Origin of the sequence: Methylobacterium frigidaeris (assembly GCF_022179185.1) — a bacterium.
Classification (GTDB): domain Bacteria; phylum Pseudomonadota; class Alphaproteobacteria; order Rhizobiales; family Beijerinckiaceae; genus Methylobacterium; species Methylobacterium frigidaeris.
In genome coordinates, this window is sequence record NZ_BPQJ01000001.1 from 25,022 (window position 1) to 39,808 (window position 14,787).

12 protein-coding genes are annotated in these 14,787 nt (G+C 71.2%); 11 read left to right on the top strand and 1 reads right to left on the bottom strand.

The genetic code is table 11. The annotated features are described in order from the left end of the window. Positions 1 to 39 precede the first annotated feature (39 nt). The gene (locus MFF64_RS00130; protein WP_238189040.1) at positions 40 to 1,101 is read left to right on the top strand and encodes an adenylate/guanylate cyclase domain-containing protein; all 1,062 of its coding nucleotides are present in this window, start codon (positions 40 to 42) and stop codon (positions 1,099 to 1,101) included. Positions 1,102 to 1,271: 170 nt separating this feature from the next. Here MFF64_RS00130 and MFF64_RS00135 read toward each other — a convergent pair whose 3' ends face one another. Then, a complete protein-coding gene (locus MFF64_RS00135) occupies positions 1,272 to 1,736 on the bottom strand; it encodes a hypothetical protein (protein WP_238189042.1) in 465 nt (154 codons plus the stop codon). Positions 1,737 to 2,059: 323 nt separating this feature from the next. Here MFF64_RS00135 and MFF64_RS00140 point away from each other — a divergent pair, with 323 nt between their 5' ends. The 10 genes from MFF64_RS00140 (at position 2,060) to MFF64_RS00185 (ending at position 14,787) form a co-directional block, all read left to right on the top strand. Then, a complete protein-coding gene (locus tag MFF64_RS00140) occupies positions 2,060 to 2,569 on the top strand; it encodes an RNA polymerase sigma factor (RefSeq protein WP_238189044.1) in 510 nt (169 codons plus the stop codon). 100 nt (positions 2,570 to 2,669) lie between these two features. Beyond that, positions 2,670 to 3,629: a FecR family protein gene (locus tag MFF64_RS00145; RefSeq protein ID WP_238189047.1), complete on the top strand. Its 960-nt coding sequence runs from the start codon at positions 2,670 to 2,672 to the stop codon at positions 3,627 to 3,629. A 164-nt stretch (positions 3,630 to 3,793) separates the two neighbouring features. Continuing rightward, a complete protein-coding gene (locus MFF64_RS00150) occupies positions 3,794 to 6,319 on the top strand; it encodes a TonB-dependent receptor (RefSeq protein WP_238189049.1) in 2,526 nt (841 codons plus the stop codon). Positions 6,320 to 6,806: 487 nt separating this feature from the next. Beyond that, entirely contained in the window at positions 6,807 to 8,588 is a 1,782-nt protein-coding gene (locus tag MFF64_RS00155; protein ID WP_238189051.1) for an IucA/IucC family protein, read from the top strand. Beyond that, positions 8,572 to 10,287 (top strand): IucA/IucC family protein, encoded by a 1,716-nt coding sequence (locus MFF64_RS00160; protein WP_238189053.1) that lies wholly within the window; start codon positions 8,572 to 8,574, stop codon positions 10,285 to 10,287. Before MFF64_RS00155 ends, MFF64_RS00160 begins: the two co-directional genes overlap by 17 nt. After that, positions 10,284 to 11,549, top strand: a complete 1,266-nt coding sequence (locus MFF64_RS00165) for an AMP-binding protein (RefSeq protein ID WP_099900840.1) — start codon at positions 10,284 to 10,286, stop codon at positions 11,547 to 11,549. The genes MFF64_RS00160 and MFF64_RS00165 overlap by 4 nt, the downstream gene beginning before the upstream one ends. Then, positions 11,546 to 12,874 carry a DUF6005 family protein gene (locus tag MFF64_RS00170; protein ID WP_438823052.1) on the top strand — a complete coding sequence of 443 codons (1,329 nt, stop codon included), beginning with the start codon at positions 11,546 to 11,548 and terminating at the stop codon, positions 12,872 to 12,874. Before MFF64_RS00165 ends, MFF64_RS00170 begins: the two co-directional genes overlap by 4 nt. Further along, positions 12,871 to 13,149, top strand: a complete 279-nt coding sequence (locus MFF64_RS00175) for a DUF2218 domain-containing protein (protein WP_238189055.1) — start codon at positions 12,871 to 12,873, stop codon at positions 13,147 to 13,149. Before MFF64_RS00170 ends, MFF64_RS00175 begins: the two co-directional genes overlap by 4 nt. Before the next feature lie 5 nt (positions 13,150 to 13,154). Further along, positions 13,155 to 13,661 carry a GNAT family N-acetyltransferase gene (locus MFF64_RS00180; RefSeq protein WP_238189057.1) on the top strand — a complete coding sequence of 169 codons (507 nt, stop codon included), beginning with the start codon at positions 13,155 to 13,157 and terminating at the stop codon, positions 13,659 to 13,661. Positions 13,662 to 13,866: 205 nt separating this feature from the next. Then, positions 13,867 to 14,787 (top strand): siderophore ABC transporter substrate-binding protein, encoded by a 921-nt coding sequence (locus MFF64_RS00185; protein ID WP_238189059.1) that lies wholly within the window; start codon positions 13,867 to 13,869, stop codon positions 14,785 to 14,787.

A 14,787-nucleotide genomic window follows, 5' to 3' on the forward strand; every position in this document is an offset into this window, starting at 1 on the left:
GGACATGCGCCGGCCGTCCGGCTGGGCTATGGAAGGGCCATGCTTCCGTTCCGAGCCCGCTTCTGGATCGTGGCGCCGACCGTCGGCGCGCTGGCGGGCCTGCTCTACGGCTCCATCTTCGGCGGCGAGCCGCTCGTGACTGCGATCCGGGGCATCTTCATCGGCGCGCCCCTGATGCTCTACGAGCGCGGGCTCCTCGCCCGGCGCTGGCGCGAACTGACACGCCGGGCCGCGACCCCGGTCTTCGCGGTCGCGACGCTGGCGACCTACATCGCGATGATCGTCCTCGGCAACGCCGTCGCCGGCACGATCCTCCACCGTGGCTTCGGCGTGATGGCCGATGCCCGGAGCGCGATGATGATGACGGAGACGGGCTTCGCCTACGCGCTCGGGATCTCGGCGCTCGCGACCTTCGTCTTCCGCGTCCGCGAGCTGATGGGGCCGCGGGTGTTCGCGAGCCTCCTGGTCGGCCGCTACCATCGCCCGATCACCGAGGAGCGCATCTTCCTGTTCCTCGACGTGGCGGGCTCGACGCGCTTCGCCGAGGAGCACGGCGACCTCGCGGCCCAGAGCTGGCTCGGGGCGATCTTCGCGGCGCTCGCTCTGCCGGTGCACCGCGCCCGCGGCTCCATCGACGATTACGTCGGCGACATGGCCCTGGTGAGCTGGTCGATGGAGCGGGGCACGCGGGATGCGGCCTGCCTGCGCTGCGTGTTCGATTTCGTCCGCAGCATCGAGGCCGGGTCGGAAAGCTGGACCGCCCGGTTCGGCGCGGTGCCGGCCTTCCGCGCCGCGCTCCATTGCGGCCCCGTGGTGACGGCCGAGATCGGCCTGGAGCGGCGCAAGATCGCGTATTTCGGGGATGCGCTGAATACCACGAGCCGGCTCGAGGGGCTTGCCAAGGAACTCGACGTTCCGGTCATCGTCTCGGGCGACCTCCTCGACCGCCTGGGGCCCCTGCCCGCCGACCTCCGGGCGGTGGATCTCGGTCTGCGTCCGGTGCGCGGCCGCAAGGAGCCGTTGCGGATCGCGGCGGTCAGGGAGGTCGGGGTGGATCGCATCCCTGGCCTCGCTGGGGCGGGCGCACGGCAGAAGAGCTGAAAGCTCACCGTCCTTGCTCCGGCTGCCTTCCGACCTCCCGCGTCGTTCCGGCCGAATCGATCGATCGAGCTTTGCCCCAAGCCGGCGCCTCAGAGCACCTATCTAAACCGTCTTCATCCCTGCGATCTCAAGCACTTAGCGGGAACGATAGCGGGTTATGTTAGGGGCTCTCAGTCTCGTCTCCGGCGCTCGGCCGACGCGACCACGGCCACCGCGAGCGTGACGGCAGCCGCGTCCTCGGCGAAGCCCGTGGCACGACCGGGCAGGGTGCGGGAATCCGGCCCGCGCGCCGCGCGGCCGAGGAGGGTGCCCGCGACGGCGCCGGCGACGCCCGCCAGGGCGCCGGCCTCCGGTGAGGCGCGCGGCCCGGCGAGGACCCAGCCGCCGACGGCGCCGATGACGAGCCGCGCGGCGAAGGACGGGGGGGTGCGCCGGTCGGGCGCGAACGGCATCTTGTCGCCGGCCATCTCGGCCAGGGCGGCAGCGGTCGCGAGGCCCCGGGCGCCCGGGCCGGACGGGATGACCGTCCCACGCGTCCGTTGCTCCGCCGCCGCGAAGGTCAGTGCGGCGCAGGCCGTCATGCTGCGCAGACCCGCGACGAAGCCGATGCCGAAGGCGGCGCCGTAATCCCGCATGAGATCGTCCCTCCCCGAGGGACAAGGCACCGGCGGCGCAGCGTGTTCCCGACCATGGCCCGGGCGAGGCTGGTCCGCCGATCGTTGTAATCCTGCATCATCACGAGATTTTTACGCCCCTTCGGGCGTCGGTCCACCCGACGGAGCGACCTTGGTCACCGATTATTTCTAGCAGAAACACAACGGCTTGCGCCACGGCACCCTGTCCAGTTTAGAACTGGACGTAATAAGATGAAAAACTCACGCTACGACAGGCGCTTGTGCGATCGTATTCAAAATGATTGATTGATCAAGGGATAGTTTAGACAAGTTCGGAGTTGGGCATGCAGGCAGTCTCGATCGATGCACTGCATCGGGGCGACGGTGCGAGGCTGCGGCGCTTCCTGACGCGCCGGCTCGGCAACCCGACGGACGCGGCGGACGCGCATCAGGAGACCTATCTCCTGATGCTCGCGGCGCTCGCGCGGACGAAGATCGAGCAGCCCTCCGCGTTTCTGTTCCAGATCGCCAGCAACGTGGCCCGCCGGATGCGCAACCGGCAGCGGCTGGAAGGCAGAATCTTCCAGCCCGTCAGCGACGAGGATTGGGCCGGCCTCGCCGACGGCTACGCCCTGCCGGAGCAGCAAGCGATGGCCCGCCAGGACCTCCGGCGGCTCGCCGCCGCCGTCGACGAGTTGCCGCCGCGGTGCCGGGAGGTTTTCCTGCTCGCGCGTATCGAAGGTCTGCCGAACGGCGAGGTGGCGGCGCGGCTCGGCATCAGCCGGAACATGGTCGAGAAGCACCTGATCAAGGCTCTCCTGCAATGCCGCCGCCGCTGCGGCGATCTTTTCTGACGCACGGACGTCAGGAATCCGACACCTCGTCGATCATAGAGCGTAGGGCTTGCATCCCGGGATCGTCCGGGCTTGGTGGGACCCGTGAGGGAGCCGGGCCTTGGCCATCGACGACGGGACCGACGCGCAGGACCGGGGCGACGGGAGTCCGGACGAGGATCCGATCGACGAGGCGGCGGCCGGCTGGGTCGTGCGCCTCTCCTCCTCCGACGCGACCGAGGCCGACCGCGCCGCGTTCGATGCCTGGCTCGCGGCCGATCCGGCCCACGAGGACGCCTACCTGGAGATGGACGCCCTGTGGCGCCAGCTCGGGCATCTGCCGGACCGCGCGCCCGACGCCCGCAAGCGGCGAAGCCCGAAGGGGCCGGCCTGCCTCGCCGCGGTCGTCGTGCTGGGTGCGGCCCTGGCCTACCAGGCTGGCCTCGCCGACTGGCTGCGCTCCGACCTGTGGAGCGGGGTCGGCGACATCGCCCACGCGACCCTCCCCGACGGCAGCCGCGTCGACTTGAATACTGATACCGCGCTCGCTCTGCACTTCTCCGGCACGGAGCGTCGGGTGGCGCTCCTGCGCGGCGAGGCGGTGTTCGACGTCGCCCGCGATTCCGGCCGGCCGTTCATCGTCGAGGGCGGCGGGCTCAGCGTCCGGGCGGTGGGCACGGTGTTCTACGTCCGCACCGACGGCGCCGGAGCGCCGGTCGGCGTCGTCGAGGGCCGCGTCGACGTCACGACCGCGGGCCGGCACCTCGAGGTATCGGCCGGCGAGGTGGTCAGCGACGGGGCCGCCCCCGCTGTCGTCAAGGCGGATGTCGCCCGTGCGATGTCCTGGCGCGACGGCCGCCTGATCGTCTCGGGCGAGCGCCTGTCCGACGTACTGGCCGAGCTCGCGCGGTATCGCCGCGGGCGCATCATCCTGCTCGACCGGCGGGCCGGCGAGCGGCGCGTCACCGGCGCCTTCGACCCGCGCAACACCGACGACGCCCTCGACGCGATCGCCGCCAGCCTGTCCCTGCGCGTGACCCGGCTCACCCCCCTCATGGTCCTGGTCAACTCCCCCGCCTGAAAAAATTTCTGAGAAAACCCGCGATCCGACGTCAGGAGATCGCGGCCTCGTTGATCTCAAGCGGGTGAGGGGACGAGAGCGCGCGAACGCGCCGCCCCCCAACGAGCAGACGGACGGGGTGGTCGGACATGACGGCGCGGGAGCGTAGGGTTGCGTGTGGACGGTTGGCCGGGATGGCGCTGGCCGGGGTGTCGCTGCTGGCGCTGGCGCTGGTGCCCGGTCCGGCCCAGGCCCAGACCGCGTCGCGCGCGCTCCCGAAAGGACAGGAGGAAGCGCCCGTCGCCGCCGCGCAGGCCGGCGACACCGTCGCGCTGTCGATCCCGAACGGGCCGCTCGAACCGGCGCTCGTCCGCTTCACCGAGCAGGCCAGGGTCAAGCTGGTCTACGGAACCGACATGACGGAGTCCCTGACGACGACCGGCATCGAGGGCGCGTTCCAGCCCCTGGAGGCCCTGGGGCGGCTCCTCGACGGCACAGGCCTGACCTACCGCAGCGTGAGCCCGTCCACCATCACCCTGGTGAACCCGCGCTACGTCCAGCTCGGGGGCCGCTCCGAGGAGACCGTGCGCCTCGACGAGATCGTCGTCGAGGGCCGGCCCGCCGCCGGGCCTGCCAGCGCGGGCCTGCCGCCGCCGACCGGGACGGTGGGACAGCCCCCGCCGCCCTTCGCCGGCGGCCAGGTCGCGACGGGAGCCCGCATCGGGCTCCTCGGCAACCGCTCGGTCCTGACGACGCCGTTCAACGTGACCGGCTACACCGAGAAGCTGATCCAGGACCAGCAGGCGCGCTCGCTCGCCGACGTCGTGCTGAACGACTCGTCGGTGCGCAACGACGCGCCGCCCTTCAGCGAGCGCGACTCGTTCTTCATCCGCGGCTTCTCGGTCGTGAATCTCGATGTCGGCTTCGACGGCCTGTTCTACCTCGCCAACCCGCGGCGGGTGTTCACGGAGGGTGTCGAGCGGGTCGAGATCCTCAAGGGCCCGTCCGCCTTCCTCAACGGCGGCACCGGCCGCGTCGGCGGCACGATCAACCTGATCCCCAAGCGCGCCTATGACGAGCCGCTGACGCGGCTCACCACCACGTATCTCAGCGACTCGCAGGTCTGGACCCACGCCGATCTCGGCCGCCGCTTCGGCCCGTCGAAGGAATGGGGCGTGCGGACCAACCTCTCCTACCGCAACGGCAACACGCCGCTCGACAAGAACGCCATCGAGGTCGGCGTCGCGACACTCGGCCTCGATTACCGCGGCGAGCGCCTGCGCGCCTCGCTCGACCTCGTCCACAACACCCAGAACATCACGGCGCCGACCTCGCTGTTCAACTCGGTCGCCCCGAACATCCCGGTGCCGCGGGCGCCGAACAACCGCCTCAACACCGCGAGCTCGCTCGAGTACATCGACACCCGCTACAACATGGCGGCGGGCCGGGTCGAGTACGACATCCTGCCCGACACGACGATCTACGCCGCCGGCGGCGTCAGCCGCTACAACGAGGACTTCCTCACCTCGTTCTACCGGGTGACGAGCCTGACCGGCCAGGCGACCAACACCCTCTCGATCCAGCCCCAGGAGATCCAGGGGCTCACCGGCGAGGTCGGCCTGCGCACGAAGTTCCAGACCGGCATGCTCGGCCATTACCTCACCGTCTCGGCAGTCGAGGCGAATAACCGGAACTACCGCGGCGGCTTCCTCACGCCGACCCTGCCGGTGTTCCAGACCAACATCTACGATCCGATCCATCTGGCGCGCGGCTCGGTCAACACCGCGCTGCTGCCGCGCTCCAACAACCGGCCCCTGTTCACGGAACTCAGCGCTCGCAGCGTCGGCATCGCCGACACTCTGTCGCTCGGCGAGGACCGCTTCCTCCTGACCCTCGGTGGTCGATTCCAGGAGATCGACCAGCAGAGCTACGTCACCGCCCCCGGCGCGACCCTGGGCAACCTGGCCTCGAACTACCAGCGCGGCCGGTTCAGCCCGGCCATCGCGGCGGTGTTCCGCCCGACCGACAATCTCTCGTTCTACGGCAACTACATCGAGGCGCTCGAACCCACGGGGATCGCGCCGATCGCCGCGATCAACGCCAACGAGGTGTTCCCGCCCGCGGTCAGCCGGCAGCAGGAGATCGGCGCCAAGTACGATTTCGGCACTGTGGCGGTCACGGCCTCTCTGTTCGAGATCGAGCAGCCGAACGCCTTCACCGACCCGGCCACGCGGCGGTTCTCGGTCAGCGGCCTGCAGCGCAACCGCGGCGTCGAGCTGTCGGTGTTCGGCGAACCGGTCCCCGGGGTGCGGCTGCTCGGCGGCGTCACCTTCCTCGACGGGCGGCTGGTCAACACCGCCGGCCGCCAGTTCGACGGCAACGTCGCCCCCGGCGTGCCGGACGTGGCGTTCAACCTCTACGGCGAGGTCGACCTGCCGCCGTGGCTCGCCCCCGGCCTGACCCTGACCGGCCGGGCCATCTACACCAGCAGCCAGTTCTACAACCAGGCCAACACCCAGAGCGTCCCGGACTGGACGCGCTTCGATGCCGGCCTGCGCTACACCTTCGAGGGCGTGTCCGGAAAGCCCGTGACGGTGCGGGCCATCGTCGAGAACGTGTTCGACAACTCGTATTGGGCCTCCGCCGCCCGGGGCTTCCTGGCGGTCGGCGCGCCCCGCACGGTCATCGTCTCGGCGACGGTGGATTTCTGACGGTCGAGAAGGCTGGAGCAAAACAGGGCTCTGGCCTTCCCCTCTCCCCGACGGAGTTCCGGCTTGCCCAGGATCCGTTGGGGAGACGGAAGAGCCTGCACTCGACTCGGGTGGCATCACCGTTGCTGCCGTCCGGAATGATCGATGCCGGTCCCTTCGCTCGTGAATTCGCCGCAGTCATGATGACGCCGGTGTATCTTCCAGCAGCCATGGCATAATGCCGCTGCAATGATCCAAAATACCAAAATATCTGTTTTTATAATAGTTAAAAAATACGTCTCTATGCCCGATAGATCGGCATATTGTCTTGACTCTTGCCTGAATAGCGGGCGATAGACCTTGCCGCAACGCAGGCCCCGATGCGATCCGCGTGCGGATGTCGATCCGCGCCCGCCTGTCGCCGCGCGATCGCGGACCCGGCAGGGGCGCCCTCGCCGAAGCCCGCATCCGATGCCCCCACTGGAGGCCAGAACGAGGTTTGGTCGTCATGCCCCCATCGTCCCCGCACCGATCGTCCCAGCGAGTCGCCGAGGCGGCGGCGTTCCGCAGCTTCGCCAACGGCTACCTGCGCGAGATCGACCCCGGCATCCCGGTGCGCCACGCCCTGGCAGACGGGCCGCCGGCGCCCTGCGTGGAGTGGAACCTGCGCGGCCAGCGGCTCGCGATCCGGGCCGAGATCGTCGCGCCCTCGCTCTGCGGCGCGCAAGGCTTCGGCCGGCTCTGGACCCGCCACCTGCACGAGCCGCGCTGGCGTCCCGTCGCGCCGATGCGGGCGTTGCAGGACCTGCTCGGCGAGGCCTATGCGCGCTGCGACGAGGGCGGCGGCGAAGCCCGCGAGCGGGAGCTGGAGCTGCTGGGCCGGGTGCTCGACAGCTACCGCGAGACGGCCCGCCAGCTCCACCTCCCGTCGCCGCCGGACGAGGGGGCGCGCTTCATCGATGCCGAGCGGGCGCTCGTCTTCGGCCACTGGCTGCACCCGACGCCGAAGAGCCGCCAGGGACTGACGCCGTGGCAGGCGCGCACCTACGCGCCCGAGGAGGGTGGAGAATTCCGGCTCGCGGTCTTCGCCGCCGACGCGTCCCGGGTGCGGCACGACTCGGCGGCCGCCCGCTCCGCCCCGGAGATCGCCCGGGATCTCCTCGGCGCGGATGCCGCGCGCCTGCCGCTGCGGCCCGGCGAGATCGCCCTGCCGATGCATCCACTCCAGGCCGAGGCGCTGCTGCTGACGCCGCACGTCGCCGCGATGGTGGAGGCGGGAGCCTTGAGGCCGCTCGGCGCCTTCGGCCCGCTCTTCACCGCGACCTCGTCGCTGCGCACCGTCTACGCGCCGGACAGCGCCTGGATGGCGAAGTTCTCGCTGCCCGTCACCCTGACCAACTCGCTGCGGGTGAACCGGAGGCCTGAGTTGGAGGCCGGGGTCGCGGTCGCGCGGCTGCTCGCCCGCAGCGGCGGCGCGGAGCATCCCGCCTTCCGGATCCTCGCCGACCCGGCCTGGCTCACGATCGACTGCCCCGGCCACCGGGAGAGCGGCTTCGAGACGGTCTTTCGCGAGAACCCGTTCCGGGGCGGGGCGGAGCGCGGCATCGCGACCGTCGCGGCGCTCACCGCCGAGCCCGCGCCCGGCCGTCCTTCCCGGCTCGAAACCCTGCTGCGCCGCCTCGGCGGCACCGACCTCGCCCATGACGGCCGGACCTGGTTCAGCCTCTACCTCGACTGCATGCTGGAGCCGGTGGTCGCCCTCTACGAGCGGCACGGCATCGCGCTCGAGGCGCATCAGCAGAACGCGCTCCTCGACGTCGCCGAGGGCTGGCCGCGCCGGGGCTTCTACCGGGACAATCAGGGCTTCTACCTGTCGGAGGCCGCCCGCCCCCGGATCCAGCGCCTGGTGCCCGAGACCGGCACCATCGCCTCGCTCTACTACGACGACGGCGAGATCCGCCGGCGCCTCGCCTATTATCTCGTGGTGAACCAGGTCTTCTCCGTGGTGGCCCGAATGGGCCATGACGGGATCGCCCGGGAAGAGGTGCTCCTCGACGACCTCGCGCGCCGGCTGGAGACGATCGCGCGGCGCATGACCGGCTTGGGGAGGGCCTTCGCCCGCTCGGTCCTCGACGGGCCGACGCTCTGCACCAAGGCCAACCTGCGCGTGCGCCTGGCGGACCGCGACGAGCTGGCCTCGGCCGACGGCGCCGGCACCTATATCGACATGCCGAACCCGCTCCAGCGGCGGGCCCATCGGAGCGCGTCCGGCCGTGTCCTGGCGTCCTGACGTGGCCGAGCGGCCGGACGATCGCGTCATCGAGGATCGCGTCCTGCGGCAGCTCGCGGAGGCGATCCTGTTCGAGGGCTTAGGCAGCATCGAGGCCGCGCCAGGCGATCGCCGGCTGCACTGGCGGCTCGGTGCGCGGCGCTTCCGCGCTACGGGCACGCTCGGGCCCTTCGGCCGCCCCCGCCTCGCCGTCCCGATCGAGATGGCAGCCGATGGCGGCTGGCGCGACGCCCCGCTCGCCGAGCTGGTCGACGCCCTGCCGGCGGCGCCGGAGCACCGGGCGCGCCTGCTGGCGGAACTCCGGCAGACGGTGGCGCTCTGCCGCTGGAACGCCGAGACGCTGCCCGCCCCCGAGCGCCGCGCGCTGCCCTTCGCGGTGCTCGACGGCGCCCTGTGGGAGGGGCACCCCTACCACCCCTGCTTCAAGGCCCGCACCGGCTTCACCCTCGACGACCATGCCCGCTACGGGCCGGAAGCCGCGCAGGCCTTCCGCCTCGACTGGCTCGCCCTGCCGCGAAGCGTGGTGGCCGCCGCGCTGCCGGGCGACGAGGACGCGTTCTGGCGCGGGATGCTCGGGGCCGATTGGGACGTGCTGGTGGGGCGCCTGCGCGAGGCCGGCCATTCCCCCGCCTCGCACGCCGTGCTGCCCGTGCACCCCTGGCAGATGCGCCACCTCGCCGAAACCGAGCCGCTGCGCTCCCGCCTGGCGCAGGGCAATGCCGTCGCGCTCGGCCCGGCCGGTCCGCGCTACCGGGCGAGCCAGTCCCTGCGCACGCTCCATCCTTGCGACGACCCCCTCGCCCCGAGCGTGAAGCTCTCCTTGAGCGTCGTCAGCACGTCGAGCCTGCGGCTCCTCGATCCCCACTTCGTCCTGACCGCGCCGGCGCTGTCGGACTGGCTCGCCCGGATTGTCGCCGGCGACCCGCTGCTCGCCCGGATGCAGACCCTGCGCGAAGACGCCGCCGTGATCGCCGACCACGACGGCCGGCTCGCGGCGATCTGGCGCGAGAGCCCGGTCCTGGCGCCCGGCGAGGCCGCCGTACCGTTCAACGCGCTCTGCGCCACCGAGCCGGACGGCACAACCTTCGTCGCGCCCTGGCTGGCGCGCCACGGCCTCGCGGCCTGGCTCGACCGCCTGGTGGAGGTCGCGGTGCTGCCGGTCTGGCACCTCCTGGTGGCGCACGGCGTCGGGCTGGAGGCGCACGGCCAGAACATGATCCTGGTGCACCGCGACGGCTGGCCCGAGCGGGTGATCCTGCGCGACTTCCACGAGAGCGCCGAATACGCGCCGGACTTCCTGCGCGATGTTCCGCCCGTGCCGGATCTCGGCGCCATCGATCCGGCCCATGCCGGTCCGCCGGACGACCGCTTCCACGCCATGCGCTCGGCCGCCACCCTCGCCGAACTGGTGACCGACAGCCTGTTCGTCTTCAACCTGAACGAGATCACCCACCTGCTGGGCCGCCGGCACGGGCTCGACGAGGCCGGATTCTGGGCCGGTCTCGGCCGGCGCCTGCGCCGGCACGCGGCGGAACACGGTCTGACGGACAGGCTCGCCCGGTTGGGCGTGGGGACGCCCCGCCTGCGGGTGGAGGCGCTGCTGGCCCGCAAGCTCGGCCTGGAGGAGGCGCGCTGCAGCCGGCAGGTCCCCAACGCCCTCTTCCCCTCCCCCCTCACCCTCCTGCGGACAGGCTCATGATCGAGATCGACGGACGCACCCTCGCGGCGGACGAGATGGAGGCGGTGCAGACGCATTTCGCCGAGCGGGCCCACCTGCGGGGCGGCAGCGGCGAGCGGATCGCGGCGCGCTTTCGCGACAATGCCTCGAACCTCGCCTTCATCCTGGCCGCCCGCCGGGCCGGCGCGACGCTGCTGCCGATCCATCCGGCCCTGCCCAATGACGGCGCGCGGCGCCTCGCCGCCCGCGCCGGCTGCCATCGGGTCTTCCTCGACGACCTCGTGGCCGAGAGCCTGGACGACGCAGCCCCGTCGGTGCCGGGCGAGGGGCACCTGCTCCAGATGAGCTCCGGCACGACCGGCGAGCCGAAATGCATCGCCCGCCCCTGGAGCGCGGTCGAGCGCGAGGTCGAGAGCTACGTCGCGGCCTTCACCGAGCCGGAGGGCATGACACCCGTCATCGCCTGTCCGATCACCCATTCCTACGGGCTGATCTGCGGCCTCCTGGTCGGCCTGCGCCGCGGCCGGGCGCCGGTGGTGCTCGACACCGGCAACCCGAAGTACCTGCTGCGCCGCCTGCGCGAGATCGAGCGCCCGCTGCTCTACACCTCGCCCGCCATGCTGCACACGCTCGCCCGGCTGATGCCGGAGGGCGAGCGCATCCACGCGGCGATGACCTCGGGCACGCTGCTGCCGGCGCCGTGGTTCGCCGCCATCCGGGCCCGGGTGGAGCACTTCTTCCAGCAATACGGCTGCTCGGAGACCGGATGCATCGCGGTGAACCCCGACCTGCAGCGGGCCGACGCGATCGGGCGCCCGCTGCCGCATCACCGCGTCCAGGCTGGCGCGAGCGCCGAGGCGCCGGCGGAGATCGTGGTCGAGGGAGAGGGCGGCGCGGTGCGCACCGGCGATCTCGGCTACCGGGCGCCCGACGGCATGCTGGTCTTCGTGGCGCGGCAGAGCGACACGATCAACGTCTCGGGCCTCAACGTCTATCCGGGCGAGGTCGAGGACGTGGTGATGGCGATGCCCGGCATCACCGACGCCGTCGCCTTCGCGCGTGCCGACGCCTTCGCGGGCGAGCGGGTGACGCTCCTGTTCAGCGCCGAGGCGCCGGTGCCGCCGCGCGCGCTCCAGGATTGGTGCCGCCGCTTTCTCGCCGGCCACCAGGTGCCGGTCGAGACGGTGCAGGTCTCCGCCATCCCGCGCCAGGCCAACGGCAAGATTTCCCGCCGCGAGGCGGCCGAGCACTACCGCAGCGGCGCGCTGGAGGCCACCGCATGACTCTCGCCATGACCCGGGACGACGCCGTCGCGGCCATCGGCACCGTGCTGCGCGAGGAGATGCGCCATCCGCATCTCGACCTGTTCGGGCCGCAGGCGCGGCTCAACGAGGATCTCTACCTCGACTCGGTGCAGGTGCTGCAGCTCATCCTCTCGCTCGAGATGAGCCTCGGTCTCTCGATTCCCGAGGAGGCGATCGCGACAAGCGATCTCTCGACCGTGGCCGACCTCGCCGGGCTGCTCGCGCGCGAGCCGGCCGCGGCACCGGTCCCTGCCGCACCGGCGCCGCCGTCCGAGGGCGTCCACGGCGAGATGCCCTACGACCTGAAGATCCACTGCTTCGTCAGCTGCGTCTGCGACGGGCTGAAGGCGCGCGGGATCGACCACCGCCCGTTCTACTGCCTGATCTGGGACGCCGAATTCGCGATCACCGACGACTTCCGCCTCGCCTACCACTCGGACGCCCAGGACCACGAAGCGTTCCGCTACTGGTTCGAGCGGCTCTACGGCGTGCCGCTCCACGCCTGGTACGACCCCTCGCGGACCAAGGACGAGAACGTCGCGACCCTGCTCGACCTCCTGGCGCGGCGCCGCCCGGAGGAATGCGTGATGGTGATGCTGGACATGTTCCATCTGCCGGAGCGGGAGAACAAGTTCAATCAGAACCCCTTCCCGCATTACCTGCTGGTGAGCCTCACCGACGACCCCGAGACCTGGCAGGTGCGCGATCCCGATTTCCGCTGGGAGGGACGGATCGCGCGGGACCGGATGCTGAACGCCATCCGCCAGCCGAGCGTCGCGGGCGGCTACCGGTTCGATCCCGCCCGTGCCCGGCCGCCGGCCGACTCGGATCTCGCGGCCTTCTTCGAGGCCTGCTTCATCCCCGACGCCAACCCGCTGATCGACGCGGTCCGGGCCATCGTGGCGGCCCATGCCGAGGGGCGCGGCGGGCTTAGCCCTGCCTCCGTCGGCGAGGCGTTGCGCGAATTGCCGGTCATCACCATCCGCAAATGGGCCTATGAGCACGGCTTCGCCGTCTTCTGGCGCGCCCTGCGCTGGCCGGATGCCGAGTTCCAGCGGATCTGCGACGAGATCGAGAGCCTGGTGAACGGCCTCTCCGCCCTGCACTACGCCGTGCTGAAGCTCGCCCGGTCGGCGGACCCGACGCAGGTCGCGGCGATCATGGCGAGGCTCGACGAACTCGACGCGGTCGAGTTCTCGCTCAAGCGCCAGCTCGGCGCGGCCTACCGGGCCTGGCGCGCGACGCGCCCGGAGCCGGCGCCGCTCGAACACCCCCACCCCGCCGAGGAAGGATGCCTCCTATGACCCAGTCCCGCGCCGTCGTCGGCACCGCCCATGCGAGCCGCTACCTGCAGCAGCTCGCCAAGCACTGGTCGCACAAGTTCGACACCGAGTTCGACGCGACGAAGGCCCGGATCGCCCTGCCCCTCGGGGAGGCACGGCTCGCTGCCAGCGACGAGGCCCTGACGATCGACCTCACCGTGGCGGATCCCGCCACGCTGCCCGACTTCCACGCCGTGATCGTGCGCCACCTCGAGCGGTTCGCCTTCCGCGAGACGCTGCATTTCGAATGGGCGTGACCGGCATGGATGCGACCTTGGACGTGACCGTGCGGGCGATGCGCGAGGCGGACGCGCCGGACCTCTTCGAGATGTACAACCAGCCCGCCTTCCGCTTCGGGACGCTGGCGCTGCCCTACGAGTCGTTCGAGGCGGTCAAGGCCTGGGCGACGCCACGCTCGCCGCGGGACCTGCATCTCGTGGCGGATATCGACGGCCGGGCGGTCGGCGCCGCTGCGTTGCGGCCGTTCTACGGCCGGCGCGCCCACGCGGCCGAGTTCTGGATCGGCGTGCACGAGGATCATGCGGGGCGCGGCATCGGCTCGAAGTTGCTCGCGGCGATCATCGACACCGCGGACAACTGGCTGAACATCCACCGGATCGAGATGACCGTGTTCGTCGACAATGCCGGCGCGATCGCCCTGTACCGGAAGTTCGGCTTCGAGGTCGAAGGGACCCATCGCGACGCGAGCTTCCGGGACGGCGCCTTCGTCGACGTCCACTGCATGGCCCGCCTGCGGCCCGCGCGTTGAGCGGCTCGCCCGGCAGAACTTCCAACGTTCTCGGGCGAGCGTCGCCTCGGCGCAAATGGACAAATACGAATAATTCCAATGTGAAACCGGCTGGCGTTGTCAATCCGGAGCGTTACGCTTAGATGTCGCGACCAATTTGACTTAAGGGTCGTGCATGCCGTTCCTCGCGTGGTTGTCCCGCCGCATCGCTGTTGGTGCCCGTGCCGTGAGCGGCCCCGTCCTGAACGGCGCCGCCGCGGCGATTCTCGCGGCTGGGCTCTCGGCGGGCCCCGTCTCGGCGGCCGGGATCGCGGTGCAGCACGCCAGGGGCGAGACGGTGCTGCCGGTATCCCCTCAGAAGGTCGTCGTCTTCGACCTCGCCGCCCTCGACACGCTCGACGTCCTTGGCGTCCCGGTCTACGGCGTGCCGGGCGGGGCGAAGCCCCCCTCGCTCGCCCAGTACAACGATTCCCGCTACCGCCGGATGGGCACGCTGTGGGAGCCCGACTACGAGGCGATCAATGCGGCCGAGCCCGACCTGATCGTCGTCGGCGGCCGCTCCGGGCCGCGCTACGAGGCGCTGTCCAAGATGGCGCCGACCATCGACCTGTCGAGCGACGCCGCCGACCCGCTCGGCAGCGAGCTGCGCAACATCCGGTCGCTCGCCCGCCTCTTCGGCAAGGAGGCGGAGGCCGAAGCGCGGATCGCCCGGATCCAGGCCGGCATCGCGGCGGTCCACGCCAAGGCCGGGCAGGCCGGCACGGCGCTGTTCATCCTCGCCACCGGGGGGCGCCTGAGCGCCTTCGGACCGGGCTCCCGCTTCGGTCTCCTCCACAGCGCCCTCGGCTTCCGGCCGGCCGCGACCGATCTCGGGGCCGGCATCCACGGCCAGCCGATCTCGTTCGAGTTCATCGCCAAGACCAATCCCGACTGGCTGTTCGTCCTCGACCGGGACGCGGCGATCGCCACGAAGGGTCAGCCGGCGCGCCAGCTCCTGGACAACGAGCTCGTGCGGCAGACGACCGCCTGGCGCAAGGGGCAGGTCGTCACCGTCGATGCCGGCAGCTGGTACCTCGCCGCCGGAGGGTTGCGCGCCCTTCAGACGACCGTCGACCAGATCGCGGCCGCCCTCGACGGCACGCGCTGA

What these genes read in the sequence shown, in the direction of transcription:
- MFF64_RS00155 (WP_238189051.1), top strand. Translation starts at nt 6,807, where the DNA reads ATGCCCCCATCGTCCCCGCACCGATCGTCCCAGCGAGTCGCCGAGGCG.
- MFF64_RS00135 (WP_238189042.1), bottom strand. Translation starts at nt 1,736, where the DNA reads ATGCGGGATTACGGCGCCGCCTTCGGCATCGGCTTCGTCGCGGGTCTG.
- MFF64_RS00175 (WP_238189055.1), top strand. Translation starts at nt 12,871, where the DNA reads ATGACCCAGTCCCGCGCCGTCGTCGGCACCGCCCATGCGAGCCGCTAC.
- MFF64_RS00170 (WP_438823052.1), top strand. Translation starts at nt 11,546, where the DNA reads ATGACTCTCGCCATGACCCGGGACGACGCCGTCGCGGCCATCGGCACC.
- MFF64_RS00140 (WP_238189044.1), top strand. Translation starts at nt 2,060, where the DNA reads ATGCAGGCAGTCTCGATCGATGCACTGCATCGGGGCGACGGTGCGAGG.
- MFF64_RS00180 (WP_238189057.1), top strand. Translation starts at nt 13,155, where the DNA reads ATGGATGCGACCTTGGACGTGACCGTGCGGGCGATGCGCGAGGCGGAC.
- MFF64_RS00130 (WP_238189040.1), top strand. Translation starts at nt 40, where the DNA reads ATGCTTCCGTTCCGAGCCCGCTTCTGGATCGTGGCGCCGACCGTCGGC.
- MFF64_RS00165 (WP_099900840.1), top strand. Translation starts at nt 10,284, where the DNA reads ATGATCGAGATCGACGGACGCACCCTCGCGGCGGACGAGATGGAGGCG.